This is a genomic window from Mesorhizobium sp. 1M-11, from assembly GCF_001303895.1.
Taxonomy (GTDB): Bacteria; Pseudomonadota; Alphaproteobacteria; order Rhizobiales; family Rhizobiaceae; genus Mesorhizobium.
Window position 1 is genome coordinate 105288 of the sequence record NZ_LJSD01000029.1, and the last position, 14298, is coordinate 119585.

A 14298-nucleotide genomic window follows, 5' to 3' on the forward strand; every position below is an offset into this window, starting at 1 on the left:
GCTTCAACGAAGCCGACATTTCCACGCAGCGATTTTCAGCTCCGCTCAACATCGTCGATGATGTTGTGGTCTTGTCAGGTGACGGCGCTATAGTTGTCTCTCAATCCCAGCAGGAGAAAGACCATGGATCGCACCGCAACAGCCGTTTGGAAAGGCAACCTGAAGGAAGGTGGCGGCACGATCGACACCCAGAGCGGCGCGCTCAAGGGCACGCCCTATTCTTTCAAGATGCGTTTCGAGGACGAAAGCGGCAAATCCGGCACCAACCCGGAAGAACTGATCGCGGCCGCCCATGCCGGCTGCTACGCCATGCAGCTTTCGCATTTCCTCGCTGAAAACGGCACGCCGGCAGCAAAGCTGGAGGCGACGGCGGCGGTAAAGCTCATTCCCGGTACCGGCATCACCGAGAGCAACATCACGCTGGTTGCTGATGTTCCCGGCATCGACGACGCCAAATTCCAGGAACTGGCTGCCAAGGCCAAGGCCGAGTGCCCGGTTTCGCGTGCGCTCGGTGCCATCAAGGTTGGCCTGGACGCCAAACTCGCTTGATCAGGACAGGGCATTTGACCGCGTTGCCACTTTAGAGCGCCGCGCGTCCATTCGGACGCGCAAAAGGACGCCCTAACACTTTGAAGCACGATGCGCTGGGCTATGCGGCCTTTTGCAAGGCGGCCGACTGCGGCTCGTCGGATGGCTTGGTCGGCCCGTCCTTGCGGAACATAAGCAGCATCACGATTGCGGCGACGACGGTCAGCACCGTCGAGATCGTAGCGATCAGTTCAAAACCGCTGGTGAAGGCATCGCGCGCCACCACCAGCAGCGCGTCGGCAAGCCCGTTTGGCAGTTGCGGTGCAATCGCGACAGCTCCGCCCAGCGTATCGCGTGCCGTCTGAGCCGCTTCCTCCGGCACGCCGGCTGGCACACCGCCCGCCATCGCGCCGCGATAGATCGCCATGCCGATGCTGCCCAGGACAGCGATGCCCAGCACACCGCCGAACTCGGCGCCCGTTTCCGAAAGCGCACCGGCGGCGCCGGCACGTTCTGGCGGCGCCGCACCCACGATCAGATCGGTGGTCAGCGTGAAGACGAGACCGAGCCCCAGCGACATGACGATCGTTGCCGCAACGATCATTCCCAGCGGATGACCATTGCCGACCTGGGTGAGCAACAGGAAGGCAAGCGCTGCCAATGCCAACCCGCCAGCAATGACTCGCGGCGCCGGAATGTGCGCGACGACCCAGGACGTCATCATCGAGGAAACCACGAAGCCGACCGACGAGGGCAGCGTCCAGAGACCCGCCTTCAAGGGCGTCAGGCCGATGACCAGCTGCAGGTATTGCGCGATGAAGACGAAAGGCCCGAAGGCGACGAAACAGGCGATGACGTTGACGATAAGAGCCGCACTGAACGGACGTGACCGGAACAGGGTGAGATCGAGCAGGGGATCGGCCAGGCGCCGCTGCCGCACCATGAAAGCCGCACCGACGGCGAGACCGGCGAGGATCGCCGCGACGGGGAGCCAGGCGACACCATCCGAAGCGATCTGTTTCAGGCCGTAGACCATGGCCAGCACCGCTACCAGCGAAAGAGCGGCGCTGGTGACATCGAGCCGCCCGGCGCCGGGGTCGCGATATTCGGGCAGAAGGATCGGCCCGACGATGAGAAGCAGCACCATCACCGGGACGGCCAGCAGGAACACCGAGCCCCACCAGAAATATTCGAGCAGCACGCCGCCGAGCAGCGGGCCGATGGCGGCGCCCACCGAATAGCTGGTTGCCCAGATCGAGATGGCAAAGGTGCGCTCGCCTGCGTCATGGAACATGTTGCGGATCAGCGAAAGCGTCGACGGCGCCAGTGTGGCACCGGCAACGCCGAGAAGCGCTCGCGCAGCGATCAGCATTTCGGCCGAGGTGGAAAATGCGGCGATCACCGAAGCGATGCCGAACAGAACGGCACCGGCCAGCAGCACCTTGCGGCGGCCGATACGGTCGCCGAGCGTGCCCATGGTGATAAGCGAACCGGCGATCAGAAAGCCGTAGATATCGACGATCCAGAGCAATTGCACGGCACTGGGCTTCAGATCGGCGACCAGATGCGGCACCGCCAGATTGAGTACCGTCAGGTCCATCGTGTAGAGCAGGCAAGGCAGCGCAAGTGCCACCAGCCCGATCCATTCGCGGCGTGTCGCCTTCTCCGTGTGGCTCGGCACTTACCCCTCCATCGCCAGCCGTGCCGGCGTATATTTGCCAAGCCTCATATAGAGGAAACGCCGACGGCCGGTTCAAGGGCACGGCACCGTCGTTGCTGACACATCTCGCCAGCGCCCCGGCATCGCGGGAACGGCGAGGACGCCGTCAGATCAAACCAAGGTAGGTCGCCAGCTCGCGGGCCGCGGCACCTCCGGCGCGATTGGCGCCGATGGTGGAGGCTGAAGGGCCGTAGCCGACCAGATGGACACGCGGATCCTTCTCGACCTGCGTCGCCAGCCGTCCGCCCATGACGATGCCGCCATTGTCTTCGCGCAACTGCAGCGGCGCGAGGTGATCGAGCGAGCTGCGGAAACCGGTTGCCCACAAGATGACGTCCGCCCTTTGCTCGGAACCATCCGGCCAGCGAACACCATCTTTCGTGATCTCGCTGAACATCGGCAGGCGCCTCAGCACGCCACGATCCCGGGCGGCTCGCAAGGCCGGTGTCAGCGAGATGCCGGTGACGGAGACCACCGATCCGGGAACCAGCCCGCGCCGGACCCTGTCTTCGACCGCAGCGACAGCGGCGCGGCCATCCTCCACCGTGAAGGGCTCTTCCCGGAATTGTGGTTCGCGGCGGGTGACCCAGCTCGTGCTGGTCACCTGCGAAATTTCGTCGAGATGCTGTAACGCTGAAATACCGCCGCCAACCACGACGACATGCTTCCCAACGAAGGCGTCGGCGCCGCGATAGTCGTGCGTGTGCAGTTGCTGCCCTTCGAACAATTCTGAACCGGGATAGACGGGAATGACCGGATTTTCCCATGTTCCCGTTGCGTTGATGATGCCTCGCGCCGAAAACGTCTCCCGGCTCGTCTCGATCCGCAACCGTCCGGACCGGTCGCAGACGACCTTGGCCGTGACAGGCCGGTAGACCGGCAGGTTGAACTTGCGCTCGTAGCTGGCGAAATATTCGGGCACCGCGACAGAGGCCTTGACCGCTCCGTCACCGGTGTCGACGGCTTCGGAAAACTGCATGCCCGGCAGATCGTGCACCCGGTTGACGGTGCTGAGCGTCAGCGAGGGCCAGCGATGCTGCCAGGCGCCGCCAGGCGTCGAATTGCTGTCCAGCACGAGGAATTGCCGCCCGACAGACAGGCCCAGCCTGCCGAGATGATAGGCCGAAGACAGCCCGGCCTGCCCCGCACCGATGACGACGATGTCGACCTTGAAGAGTAGGTTTGTCGAAGCGTCGGCCTGCGGCTCGGCCACGCTTATGCGCCTACGGCATCGAGCCGCGCCTTGAGGGCCGCCACTTCCTCTTCCAGAAGCCGAACGCGTTCCTCGAGCTCCGAGACGGCGGGCGACGCAACGCCGGGCGCGCGGCTGGTCGCGACCACCGCGCTGACCTCGACATCGCCTGAAAGCAGATGTGCGAAACGGTCCTCACGCTGGCCGGGCGCACGGCCGATTTCCTTGACCAAAGGCGGCCTGCGGCCGATCAACATGTCGAGCTCGCCGCGCACGGCATCGGCATCGGCGAAATTGGCCATGCGCTCCGCGCGGGCCTGCAATTCATAGACCGTCTGCGGACCACGCAGCAGAAGCAGGCCGATCAGCGCGGTCTGATTGCGGGTCAGCGAGAATTTCTGCGCCATCAGATGTTCGTAGCGCTCGACGCGCGACGCGAATTGCTGGCGCACCAGGCCCTTGGCTTGCAAGGTGCTGAGGGTGCGCATGATCTCGACCATCTCCAACGCCATCACCGGATCGCGCGAGGTCTTCTGGTTGGCGGCAGCCACCAGCGCGTTCGACGTCATCGGATAGACGTCGGGCGTGAGCTCCTTCTTCTCGATCAGGCAGCCGAGGACACGAGCCTCGGCTGGGGTGAGATGGGGAAGATCTTCTGCTGTCATATGCGCTGTCGCCTCAGACGCGGCGCTCCACCATCATCTTCTTGATCTCGGCGATCGCCTTGGCAGGGTTGAGACCCTTCGGGCAGGTCTGCGCGCAGTTCATGATGGTGTGGCAGCGATAGAGCCGGAACGGATCTTCGAGGTTGTCCAGGCGCTCGCCTGTCGCTTCGTCTCTGGAGTCGATCAGCCAGCGGTAGGCCTGAAGCAGCGTGGCCGGGCCGAGGTAGCGATCGCCGTTCCACCAGTAGCTCGGGCATGAGGTCGAGCAGCAGGCGCACAGGATGCACTCGTAGAGGCCGTCAAGCTTCTGGCGGTCCTCATGGCTCTGCAGCCATTCCTTGGCCGGCTCCGGAGAGACCGTCTTCAGCCAGGGCTCGATCGAACGATGCTGGGCATAGAAATTGGTGAGATCCGGAACCAGGTCCTTCACCACCGGCATATGCGGCAGCGGATAGACCTTCACGGCGCCGGAAATGTCGTCGCAACCCTTGGTGCAGGCCAAGGTGTTGGAGCCGTCGATGTTCATGGCGCAGGAACCGCAGATGCCTTCGCGGCAGGAACGGCGCAGCGTCAGCGTCGGATCGATCTTGTTCTTGATGTAGAGCAGCGCATCCAGAACCATCGGCCCGCAATCGTCCATGTCGACGAAATAGGTGTCGATGCGCGGATTTTCATCGTCATCCGGCGACCACCGGTAGATGCGAAACTCGCGCAGGTTCGTGGCGCCTTCCGGCTTCGGCCAGGTCTTGCCCGGCTTGACCTGCGAATTCTTGGGCAGTGCGAGTTCGACCATTACCTGCGGTCCTTTCGGATGACGAGCTTCAGCCCGGACCAGATTTCATCGATTGCCGCGACCTTGACGTCAACCAGGTCGAGCTTGAGCGCTTCGGCGCGTATCACGTCCTCGGTCACATCGGTCGGCACTTTGGATGCCTTTTTCGGCCACGACACCCAGATCATACCGTCCCGTTTGATCGCCGCCTGCAGCTGGCCGAGCGAACCCTCGACCTCGTTGCGTCGGTCGGTGAAAGCGTGCACCACATCGCAGCTTGCATCGGCGTCGACGTCTGCCCAGGCGGTGAAATGCTCCACCGTGGCAAAGCGGACTGCTTCGCTGAGCCCCGCCAACTGTTCCGGCAAGGCCAGGAAGGCGGCATGCATGCCGTCCTTCAACCCCAGCTTCGCCGCAAGCGGCGTACCGGAATAGCCAGCCGTGGCCAGCGCCGCACCCATCGTCAGTACACCCGCGCCTTGGGCGCGATCTTGGCCGGATCGATTCCGCCCTTGTCCATCGGCAGCGTGGTCTCGGTGTGCACGCCGCGATAGGTCAGCGTCACCTTGCCGTCCTCGCTGACCTTCGCCAGCGTATGCTTGCGCCAGTTGGCATCGTCACGCGCCGAGAAGTCCTCGCGCGCGTGGGCACCACGGCTCTCCTTGCGCGCCTCGGCGCCATAGACTGTGGCGATGGCGTTCGCCATCAGGTTTTCCAGCTCCAACGTCTCGACCAGGTCCGAGTTCCAGATCATCGAACGGTCGAAGACCTTGACGTCCTTCTTCTCTTTCCAGATCTCGGAGACGCGCCTGCAGCCCTGCTCCAGCGACTCCTGCGTACGGAACACGGCGGCATCTTCCTGCATGGCGCGCTGCATCTTGTCGCGCAGCACCGCCGTCGGCGTGCCACCATTGGCGTGGCGCAGCCGATCGAAGCGATCCATGATCTTTTCCAGCGAACGCGGATTGGCCGCAGGCACCGAGGAGGTACGGTCCACCACCTGACCGGCGCGGATTGCCGCAGCGCGGCCGAACACCACCAGGTCGATCAAGGAGTTGGAACCGAGGCGATTGGCGCCGTGCACCGAGGCGCAGCCGGCCTCGCCCACCGCCATCAGGCCGGGCGATACGCGATCCGGGCTCTTCGCGGTCGGGTTCAGCACCTCGCCCCAATAGTTGGTCGGCACGCCGCCCATATTGTAGTGCACCGTCGGCAGCACCGGGATCGGCTCGCGCGTCACGTCGACGCCGGCGAAGATCTTCGCCGATTCCGAAATGCCGGGCAGACGTTCGTGAAGAACGGCCGGATCGAGATGGTCGAGATGCAGGAAGATGTGGTCCTTCTGCTTGCCGACGCCGCGACCCTCGCGGATTTCCAGCGTCATGCAACGCGAGACGACGTCGCGCGAAGCAAGGTCCTTGGCCGATGGCGCGTAACGCTCCATGAAGCGCTCGCCTTCCGAATTGACCAGATAGCCACCTTCGCCGCGTGCGCCTTCGGTGATCAGGCAGCCGGCGCCGTAGATGCCGGTCGGATGGAACTGCACGAACTCCATGTCCTGCAACGGCAGGCCGGCGCGTACCGCCATGCCGCCGCCGTCGCCGGTACAGGTATGTGCCGAGGTTGCCGAGAGGTAGGCGCGGCCGTAACCACCGGTCGCCAGCACGACCATCTTTGCCGAGAAGCGATGGATGGTGCCGTCGTCGAGATTCCAGGCTACGACACCGGTGCAGGTGCCGTCATCGTCCATGATCAGGTCGAGCGCGAAATATTCAATGAAGAACTGCGCGTTGTTCTTCAGCGACTGGCCGTAGAGCGTATGCAGGATGGCGTGGCCGGTGCGATCGGCCGCAGCGCAGGTGCGCTGCACGGGCGGACCGTCGCCGTAATTCATCATGTGGCCGCCGAACGGGCGCTGATAGATCTTGCCCTCTTCAGTGCGCGAGAACGGCACGCCGTAGTGCTCGAGTTCGTAGACCGCGGCAGGGGCCTCGCGCACCATGTATTCCATGGCATCGACGTCGCCGAGCCAGTCGGAACCCTTGACGGTGTCGTAGAGGTGCCACTGCCAGCTGTCGGGACCCATGTTCTGCAGCGAAGCGGCGATGCCGCCCTGCGCTGCCACGGTATGCGAGCGGGTTGGGAAGACCTTGGTGATGCATGCCGTGCGCAGGCCCTGCTCGGCCATGCCGAGCGTTGCGCGCAGGCCGGCGCCGCCGGCACCGACGATCACCACGTCGAACTTGTGGTCTACGTAAGTATAGGCGGAAGCCGTGCTGCCGCTTTTCGCGTCCTTGGCCAAAGCGTCAGCCTCCGAATGCCAGCTTGAGCAGGGCGAAGATCGAAACCACGCCAACCGCTATCGTGAAAAAGGTGTTGAGGATCAGAAGCGCGAGCTTGCTGCCCTCGCCGTGGACATAGTCCTCGATGATGACCTGCATGCCCAGCCGCATATGATAGAGCCCTGAAATCAACACCAGGACCATCACCAGCGCCACCAACGGATTGGCCAGCGCGGCACGAACATCTTCGTAAGGCGCGCCGTTGTTCGCGATGAGGAAGCCAACGAAAAAGAGCAGCAGCGGGATGTTGGCGATTGCCGTCAACCGCTGACGCCAGAAATGCATGGTGCCTTCACGGGCGGAACCCAGGCCGCGGACCTTGCCGAGCGGCGTGCGCATGTCGGATTTGTTTGCACTCATCGCTCAGCCTCCCCGGACCATATAGCCGACAACCCAGATCAGGATCGTCAGGACGACCGAGCCGACCAGTGTCGCCCAGGCAATCTTCGAGGCGGTGTGCTTTTCCAGACCAGTGCCAGTGTCCCATACGAAATGACGAATACCGCCAAGCATGTGGTGCATCAACGCCCAGGTGTAGCCGAACAGCACCAGCCGGCCGAACCATGAGCCGAAGATACCGTTGACGAAATCGAAATAGGACTGCGGACCGGCCGCCGCCGTCAGCCACCAGGCGACCAGCAGCGTGCCGAAATAGAGCGCGCCGCCGGTGACGCGGTGAAGGATCGACATCGTCATGGTCACCGGCCATCGATATGCGGTCAGATGGGGCGAAAGCGGTCTGTCGCGGGTGGCTGGTGAGTGGCTCATGGCTTCCCCGTTCGGCACCCGTCACGGCGATGCAAACGCGGCACCGACGCTTCGGAATGCGACTATGGACAGCGGCGTTCTAAAACGCTTTTTGCACCGCGTCAAAGCCAGAAAATCGTTTCGGAAAAGTCATTTAGTCTGACGAATAGCGGTGCTGCCGCCTTTAACCGATTGAACGTCCTCGCGACCGCGAATGACACTACCCGACCGGCCTATCGGATGCTGCCCGAAAGGATTAGCGCCTGCAGGCGACTGGAGTGGTGTTGGCTTTCATGACCAGCGCCTCTCGGCCGTCGATCACGATTGCGTCATGGTCAATGCCGAATCGGCTGTTCTGGCCGGCCGGCGCGGCGGGCATTTCCTCGTTGACGCCATCCGAACCGACAACGCGGATCGCGTTGCCGATGTTCTCGACGGTTATGCGGCCGCCGTCGGCACAATTGTAAGTTGCCGTGCGCGGTTGAGGCGTGTCCTTTTCGATCAACGTGGCCGCGGTTTGCGAATCTGGTGCGCCAGCAGCAGCGGTGTTCTGGCCAGGCTTGCCCTGTGAAACACAGGCTGAAAGCGCCAAAAGCACTACGGGAGCAATTCCAGCAAAAGTGCGCAGCGTTTCAGTGTCTCCGCGTTTCCGCGAAAAGCGGAAACGCTTCGAGGTGGGCGTCGCCCGGGACATTCGGCGTAGCGCCATGCGAATCCTCCAGTGCGCCAACCTAGTCGCGATCGTCCCGGCCGATCAAGCCGCGATGTTAACCATGTTAAGCAAAGTCGCCCTCTGCCACCGCCCCACCCCCTTAACAAAGGTTAAGAAAAGGTTAATTCTGCGATTCGAGGAGGCAGCCCTCATTTTGGATGGAGGAGCGCCATGTTTTGGAATTCTGCCCGCAATGCCGTCAGCGGCGTCGCCCTTGCCGTCCTGGCGTTCGGCCACGCGGCTCCTGCCTTGGCATGGTCAGGCGAGCAAGACCATGCTTACGCCGATTCCTTTGGCAACCTCGTGATCGACAGCGCCTCCGGCTATAAGCGCATTTTGGTCGGCGAAGGTGCCATGGCCAGGAAGATGGCGGACTACACAAGTGCCGGCCAACCCAGGGTTCTCCATCTGGAGCGAAGCGGCGACTATGCCGACGAGCGCGACTGCTATCGCCCGCCGGCTTTCGTGAAAGGCCGCTCCTATATGTATGGCCTTGCCGACGGCGAAATGCCGGAGATCAGTCCCTGCCGTTGAAGCCATTGCCCAACGGCTTGCCGTTGGGTTTCGCAACGATGGCGATCGGCCCTGAAGCGACACGCACCTGGTCGCGGCCGCCCTTCTTCGCACCATAGAGCGCCTCGTCTGCCCTGCGCATCAATTCGGAAAGGGTTTCCCCGGATCGCAGCTCTGCGACACCAAAACTCGCCGTGCAGCGATAGGACAGCGGCAATCCCTTGATCGGCAGCGCGCCGAAGGCGCTGCGCGCGCCTTCCGCGAACAGCCGCGCCGCAGCAAGATTGGTGCCTGGCAGCATCACGGCGAATTCCTCGCCGCCGAGGCGGGCGGCAAGGTGGCTCGGGCCCGCCGCATCGCGCAGGAAGCCGGAGAAGGTTTCGATGACACGGTCGCCGCAGGCATGGCCGAAATTGTCGTTGACCCGTTTGAAGTGATCGAGATCGGCAATGACGAGCGACACCGGCAAGCCCTGACGGCCGACTTCGCGCAACGCAATTTCGGCATGCCGCTTGAAGCCGCCACGATTGAGCAGACCCGAAAGGGTATCGGTTTCCGATTTCGAGGTGGCTTCGGCGAGCACGTCGCGCACCAGGATGACCAGAAGCAGCAATGCGATGGCAATTGCAAATACGGTCCCCAATGACTGGGAGACCATCGCATAGTTCGTCTGCAGATAGGCCTGCGGATCGGCGCCCCAGCCGCCCAGCGCGTGGGCGATCAGCGGCTTCGATGCAAATTGCAGCGCACTCGCCGCGAGAACCACCATCAAGATGACATCAAGATTCTCGCGCCGCTGCCGGGACGACCAGACGATCCAGAGGCCGATGAGCTGTGCTGCCGCATAGGGAAGCTGGTACGCCATCATGCGGGGAAAGGAGTGCCTGGGCAGGTCCTGCACGAAATAGACGATCACCGAAGTGGCCACCAGAAACGCGGCCATGAACCGCCAGGGCGGCGTTAGACCGTATTTATGGGCCAGCCCGACGTTGAAGATGAGTGTCGCCGCAAGAAACACCGCAAAGGCCGCCACCACCGGCGGCGTCGCATAGTTGAAGGCGGGGATGGAGAATTCGACGACAAAATAGGCCATGCCGACGGCATAACCCAGAGCCAGCCAGCGTGCCGCGACACGGCGCGTGTCATAGGCGGCAACGGTCATGAAGGCCGCTGCCAGCAGGCCAGCGACGAAAAGGTTGATCGCCAGGATGAAGTTCGCACCGCTCATCGCGACAAATCTATCCGTAGCCTCGGTCGCACCGACTTAATGATCTTAGCAAGAGACGATCGTATCGCTTCGAAACGAAGAACAGGTTAACCGACCGGCAGCTGTCCCGATCTCAGCTTGCAGCAGGGATTTCCACGAATGCAGCCATCGGCTGCCTCTGGAACGATATGCGGACGCTGTCACGTCCGTTCTGCTTGGCCTTGTAAAGTGCCTCGTCGGCACGCAGCATCAGGGGTGCGAGCGCCTCGCCCCCGAAGCGGCCGGCGACGCCGAAACTGGCGGTCAGCTTGACGCCAGGCGGCACACCTTCGATCGTTTCGGAACAAAAGGCCTCGCGCACCGCTTCGGCGAAGAGACGCCCGGCAACAAGATCGGTCGACGGCATCAACACCGCGAATTCCTCGCCACCGATACGGCCGACAACCGCGCGCGAACCTGCCGCCTGGAGTCGTGCGGCGAAATCGACGATGACCTGGTCCCCGACGGCATGCCCGAAACGGTCGTTGACCGACTTGAAATGATCCAGATCAGCCATCACCAATGTCACGGGTGCACCCGTTTGCGCGCTGCGCTCCAGCACTGAAGCGGCTTTTTGTTCGAAGCCGCGACGGTTGAGCAATTTCGATAGTGCGTCGGTCTCGGACTCGGCCTGCAGTTCCTTGATGGTATCGAGCGCGACGGCAGTCAGCAAAGTGAGCGCGATCAGCAATGAGAAGACCATGACCGAAAGGCTGGTGGTCAGCCAATAAGGCGAGGTTATGTATGGCGGGCGGGCGGCATCCGCCCCGCTCAGCAGCGCAACCAGCAGCGGACGAATGAAAAAGTCCGCAGCCCTGAGGCCGGCGACCAGGATGATCATGCGGTCGATCACCGAGCGGCGGCTGGATTGGCGCAGCCGCATCATGGCGACGATGCAGAGAGCGCCCAATCCGTAATTCACGGAAAACACCCGCCCCGGAAAGTACGGATGCACGAAGAAGAACCAGAGAAAGCCGCCCATGCCCGCAACTACGCAGACAAGCGACGCCGCCCAGGGAATGCGCACGCCCTGACGGGTCGTGACAGCCGCCACGAGCAGCAGAAGAGCTCCGAAGAACAAAAGATTGGACATCACTTTCGATACGGCCAGACCGGCGCCGAGATCGAAGGATTGCAACGTGAAGCCAATCGCCACCGCGAGGTAGCAGACGCACAGCTGCAGCACGTAGCGGTTCTCGCGTCGAAAGGACCACAACACGAAAAATGCCGTCGACAGGACCATCGACAGCACCGGGTTGAGAAGAGAAATGAAAAGGTGCTGACTCACCGCCACGCCCGAATGTCCCTCTTGCATGATAGCGCGAAGGGACAAACAACGCGTTAAGTGGCAACCCCGCTGTTAGCTCCTGTGCGCCGAGGCCACTTCCTCAAGGATCCGCATTGCGTCCTCGGCACGATCGGCCGGCACGAACAGATGGTCGTGGTAGAAGCCTGACACCGGATTGACGCCCATGCCGGCCGCAGCAAGACGCGGCAGCACCGCGGCAAGAAAGCCCACGGCTTCCAGGGACGAGTGGATTGAAAGCGTGATCATGCGGCAGGGGAAAGTACCCGAAAGCCCGGCTCGGCCAGCGGCCTCTTCGCCCACGATGCAGGTCCAGCCCTCTTTCTCACCGAACACCATCAGCGGCGGGACGCCGTCCGGCAAGCTCTGATCGAGAGGAAGCGTGACGAACACATAGGTGTCCGGCTGCAGGTCTGGCCGCATCGAACCGAGCAGCATCTTCAAGTCGGTCTCACCACTCATGGTTCCTCACAAGGCGGTTCGTCGGCAAAATTTGCGGCCCGATGTCGGGCGGATGCCTTTCCATTCGTCTTGAAGACAACTTCGCAGCCAGTCGCTGACAAATCCAGGCTGCGAACAACCGGAGGGAACAACCATGTCTGATATTTCGCAGATCAACACGCCCGGCGCCGAAACCATCTCAGCTCGCGCCTTGTGGACTGGCCGCATCATGAGCGGCGTGATCATCCTGTTCATGATCTTCGACGGCGTCATCAAATTGCCGCCGCTAGACATCGTCACTCAGACGATGGCCGAGCTTGGTTGGCCGGCTGATGTCGGCACGGCGCGCCTGCTCGGCATTATCGGCCTGATCTCCACCGCGCTCTACGCTCTGCCACGCACGTCTTTTCTGGGCGCTATCCTGCTCACGGCCTATTTCGGCGGCGCAATCGCCACCCAGGTCAGGATCGGCAATCCGCTTTTCTCGCATACATTTTTCGGCATCTATCTCGGCCTGCTTCTGTGGGGCGGGCTGTGGCTGCGCAATCCACGGCTGCGCGCACTGTTGCCGTTCTCCGGCTAAAGCAATTTCAGCAAAAGTGTGCAGCGGTTTTGCGTCCGGAATTGCGCAACACAAAGAGTTGGAGCGTTTCCGTCGAAGGCGGAAACGCTCCAAGGGTACCATCCTTTGGATCGAATCGAGTGCTGAAGCGTTGGGGCCAGGCGGGCGGCATATCGCTCTCGAAAGGAACGATCATGAAGAACGTCTTGATCCTGGCAGCGGTATTGCTGCCCCTCGCCGCCTGCTCGCAGACGGAAAAGGGCGCTGCGATCGGCGGACTGGGTGGTGCGGCAGTGGGTGCTGCCGTTGCGGGCAATCCGGTCGAGGGCGCCGTTATCGGCGGCGCTGTCGGCACCGTGGCCGGCGCCTTGATCGGCAATGCCAGCGAACGTGGCAAATGCCGCTACCGTGACCGTTATGGACGCGTCTTCGTTGACCGTTGTCCGGATCGCGGCGGCCGCTACTACAACGGCGATCCCGACTATCGCGACCGCCCCGGCTACTGACGCGGCGATTGCAAAAACAGCACCTGAAGCGGCGGTCGCGACGGATCGTGTCGCGGCCGTCTGTTGCCAGTTGTCGCTTCTCATTCTATGCCCAGCCAGTCCGCTGAGACGGACGCTTTCCAAGGGTGGGCCTTCTCATGATCGTGCGGCCGAAACCGGGGCTCTGGCAGCTCTTCTTCATCATGCGCGGTTCGATCGTGCCGCGGATTCTGCCGCAGATCATCGGCTTTGCCGCCTATGCGGCTGCCATGGTGGCGCTGGTGCAATATTTCGACATTGAACTCAGCGGCTTCACCATCGCCCCTTTCGGCCTGCTTGGGGTGACGCTGTCGATCTATCTCGGCTTCCGCAACAACGCCGCCTATGATCGCTGGTGGGAAGCGCGCAAGCTGTGGGGACAGCTGGTTTATGATGTCCGCAATCTCGCCCGTGCCACCACCGGCCTGATTTCACCGCGGGAAGAACAACGTTCACTGCTGATGGACGTGCTGGCCTTCTGCCACCTGTTGCGCGGGCAGGTGCGCCGGATCGATAGCGCCGCCGACGCCCGTCCTTTCATCGGCGAGGCTGCCGACAGCCTCACCGCCGTCGCCAATCGGCCGGACGAATTGGTGCGGCGCATGGGCAGGCGGGTGGCGGCCTTGCGTGAAAGCGGCGCGATCGACAGCATCGGCTACCGTATTCTCGACGAGCGTCTGTCGGCGATTGCCGCCATGCAGGCCGGTTGCGAACGCATAGCCGGCACGCCGCTGCCCTTCGCCTATACCTTGCTCCTGCACAGGACAGCCTACATCGTCTGCCTGCTCTTGCCGTTCGGCCTGGCCACCACCGCCGGCTGGGTGACGCCGCTGTTCACAGCGCTGATCGCCTATACTTTTTTCGGGCTCGACGCGTTGTCGGAAGAATTGGAAGACCCGTTCGGCACGGAGGCCAACGACCTTGCGCTGGACGCGCTTTGCCGGGTCTGCGAAGTGTCGGTGTTCGAAGCGCTCGGCGAACCGGCTCCGCCGATGCTGGAGGCCGAGAACTTCTTCTACTCGTAGGGG

General features: G+C 62.7%; 17 protein-coding genes. 5 read left to right on the forward strand and 12 right to left on the reverse strand.

All coding sequences use genetic code 11. The features are described from left to right. Positions 1-123 precede the first annotated feature (123 nt). Positions 124-549 (forward strand): OsmC family protein, encoded by a 426-nt coding sequence (locus tag AO692_RS12375; protein ID WP_054310356.1) that lies wholly within the window; start codon positions 124-126, stop codon positions 547-549. 100 nt (positions 550-649) lie between these two features. Here the strand turns inward: AO692_RS12375 and AO692_RS12380 are convergent, their stop codons facing one another. The 9 genes from AO692_RS12380 to AO692_RS12420 all read right to left on the reverse strand — a co-directional run bounded on the left by AO692_RS12380 (position 650) and on the right by AO692_RS12420 (position 8675). After that, the gene (locus AO692_RS12380) at positions 650-2209 is read right to left on the reverse strand and encodes an MFS transporter (RefSeq protein ID WP_054310357.1); all 1560 of its coding nucleotides are present in this window, start codon (positions 2207-2209) and stop codon (positions 650-652) included. Positions 2210-2354: 145 nt separating this feature from the next. Beyond that, positions 2355-3461 (reverse strand): NAD(P)-binding domain-containing protein, encoded by a 1107-nt coding sequence (locus AO692_RS12385; protein WP_054310358.1) that lies wholly within the window; start codon positions 3459-3461, stop codon positions 2355-2357. 2 nt (positions 3462-3463) lie between these two features. Then, entirely contained in the window at positions 3464-4105 is a 642-nt protein-coding gene (locus AO692_RS12390) for a DUF480 domain-containing protein (RefSeq protein WP_054310359.1), read from the reverse strand. 13 nt (positions 4106-4118) lie between these two features. Continuing rightward, the gene (locus tag AO692_RS12395; RefSeq protein ID WP_054310360.1) at positions 4119-4898 is read right to left on the reverse strand and encodes a succinate dehydrogenase iron-sulfur subunit; all 780 of its coding nucleotides are present in this window, start codon (positions 4896-4898) and stop codon (positions 4119-4121) included. Further along, positions 4898-5338, reverse strand: coding sequence for a DUF3052 family protein (locus tag AO692_RS12400; protein ID WP_054310361.1), 441 nt, complete (start codon positions 5336-5338; stop codon positions 4898-4900). Before AO692_RS12400 ends, AO692_RS12395 begins: the two co-directional genes overlap by 1 nt. 2 nt (positions 5339-5340) lie before the next feature. Continuing rightward, positions 5341-7179 (reverse strand): succinate dehydrogenase flavoprotein subunit, encoded by a 1839-nt coding sequence (sdhA, locus tag AO692_RS12405; protein WP_054310362.1) that lies wholly within the window; start codon positions 7177-7179, stop codon positions 5341-5343. Between the two features lie 4 nt (positions 7180-7183). Further along, on the reverse strand, positions 7184-7579 hold the full coding sequence (gene sdhD, locus AO692_RS12410) for a succinate dehydrogenase, hydrophobic membrane anchor protein (protein WP_054310363.1): 396 nt from the start codon (positions 7577-7579) through the stop codon (positions 7184-7186). Positions 7580-7582: 3 nt separating this feature from the next. Continuing rightward, positions 7583-7987 carry a succinate dehydrogenase, cytochrome b556 subunit gene (sdhC, locus tag AO692_RS12415; RefSeq protein WP_054310364.1) on the reverse strand — a complete coding sequence of 135 codons (405 nt, stop codon included), beginning with the start codon at positions 7985-7987 and terminating at the stop codon, positions 7583-7585. A gap of 235 nt (positions 7988-8222) precedes the next feature. Further along, positions 8223-8675, reverse strand: a complete 453-nt coding sequence (locus tag AO692_RS12420) for a hypothetical protein (RefSeq protein WP_244483344.1) — start codon at positions 8673-8675, stop codon at positions 8223-8225. 174 nt (positions 8676-8849) lie between these two features. Between AO692_RS12420 and AO692_RS12425 the strand changes: the two genes are divergently transcribed. Further along, entirely contained in the window at positions 8850-9212 is a 363-nt protein-coding gene (locus AO692_RS12425) for a hypothetical protein (RefSeq protein WP_054310365.1), read from the forward strand. On the opposite strand, the gene AO692_RS12430 is transcribed toward AO692_RS12425, so the two are convergent. From AO692_RS12430 to AO692_RS12440, 3 genes are all read right to left on the reverse strand, one after another. Continuing rightward, complete coding sequence (locus AO692_RS12430) at positions 9196-10419, reverse strand: GGDEF domain-containing protein (RefSeq protein WP_054310366.1); 1224 nt, start codon at positions 10417-10419, stop codon at positions 9196-9198. The genes AO692_RS12425 and AO692_RS12430 overlap by 17 nt on opposite strands. Before the next feature lie 112 nt (positions 10420-10531). Beyond that, entirely contained in the window at positions 10532-11731 is a 1200-nt protein-coding gene (locus AO692_RS12435; protein ID WP_161808067.1) for a GGDEF domain-containing protein, read from the reverse strand. A gap of 66 nt (positions 11732-11797) precedes the next feature. Then, positions 11798-12205, reverse strand: a complete 408-nt coding sequence (locus AO692_RS12440; protein ID WP_054310368.1) for an ACT domain-containing protein — start codon at positions 12203-12205, stop codon at positions 11798-11800. Between the two features lie 133 nt (positions 12206-12338). Here AO692_RS12440 and AO692_RS12445 point away from each other — a divergent pair, with 133 nt between their 5' ends. The 3 genes from AO692_RS12445 to AO692_RS12455 all read left to right on the forward strand — a co-directional run bounded on the left by AO692_RS12445 (position 12339) and on the right by AO692_RS12455 (position 14295). Continuing rightward, positions 12339-12767, forward strand: a complete 429-nt coding sequence (locus tag AO692_RS12445; protein ID WP_054310369.1) for a DoxX family protein — start codon at positions 12339-12341, stop codon at positions 12765-12767. Between the two features lie 173 nt (positions 12768-12940). Beyond that, positions 12941-13252: a YMGG-like glycine zipper-containing protein gene (locus tag AO692_RS12450; RefSeq protein WP_152979822.1), complete on the forward strand. Its 312-nt coding sequence runs from the start codon at positions 12941-12943 to the stop codon at positions 13250-13252. A 137-nt stretch (positions 13253-13389) separates the two neighbouring features. Then, a complete protein-coding gene (locus AO692_RS12455; protein ID WP_054310370.1) occupies positions 13390-14295 on the forward strand; it encodes a bestrophin family ion channel in 906 nt (301 codons plus the stop codon). Positions 14296-14298 lie beyond the last annotated feature (3 nt).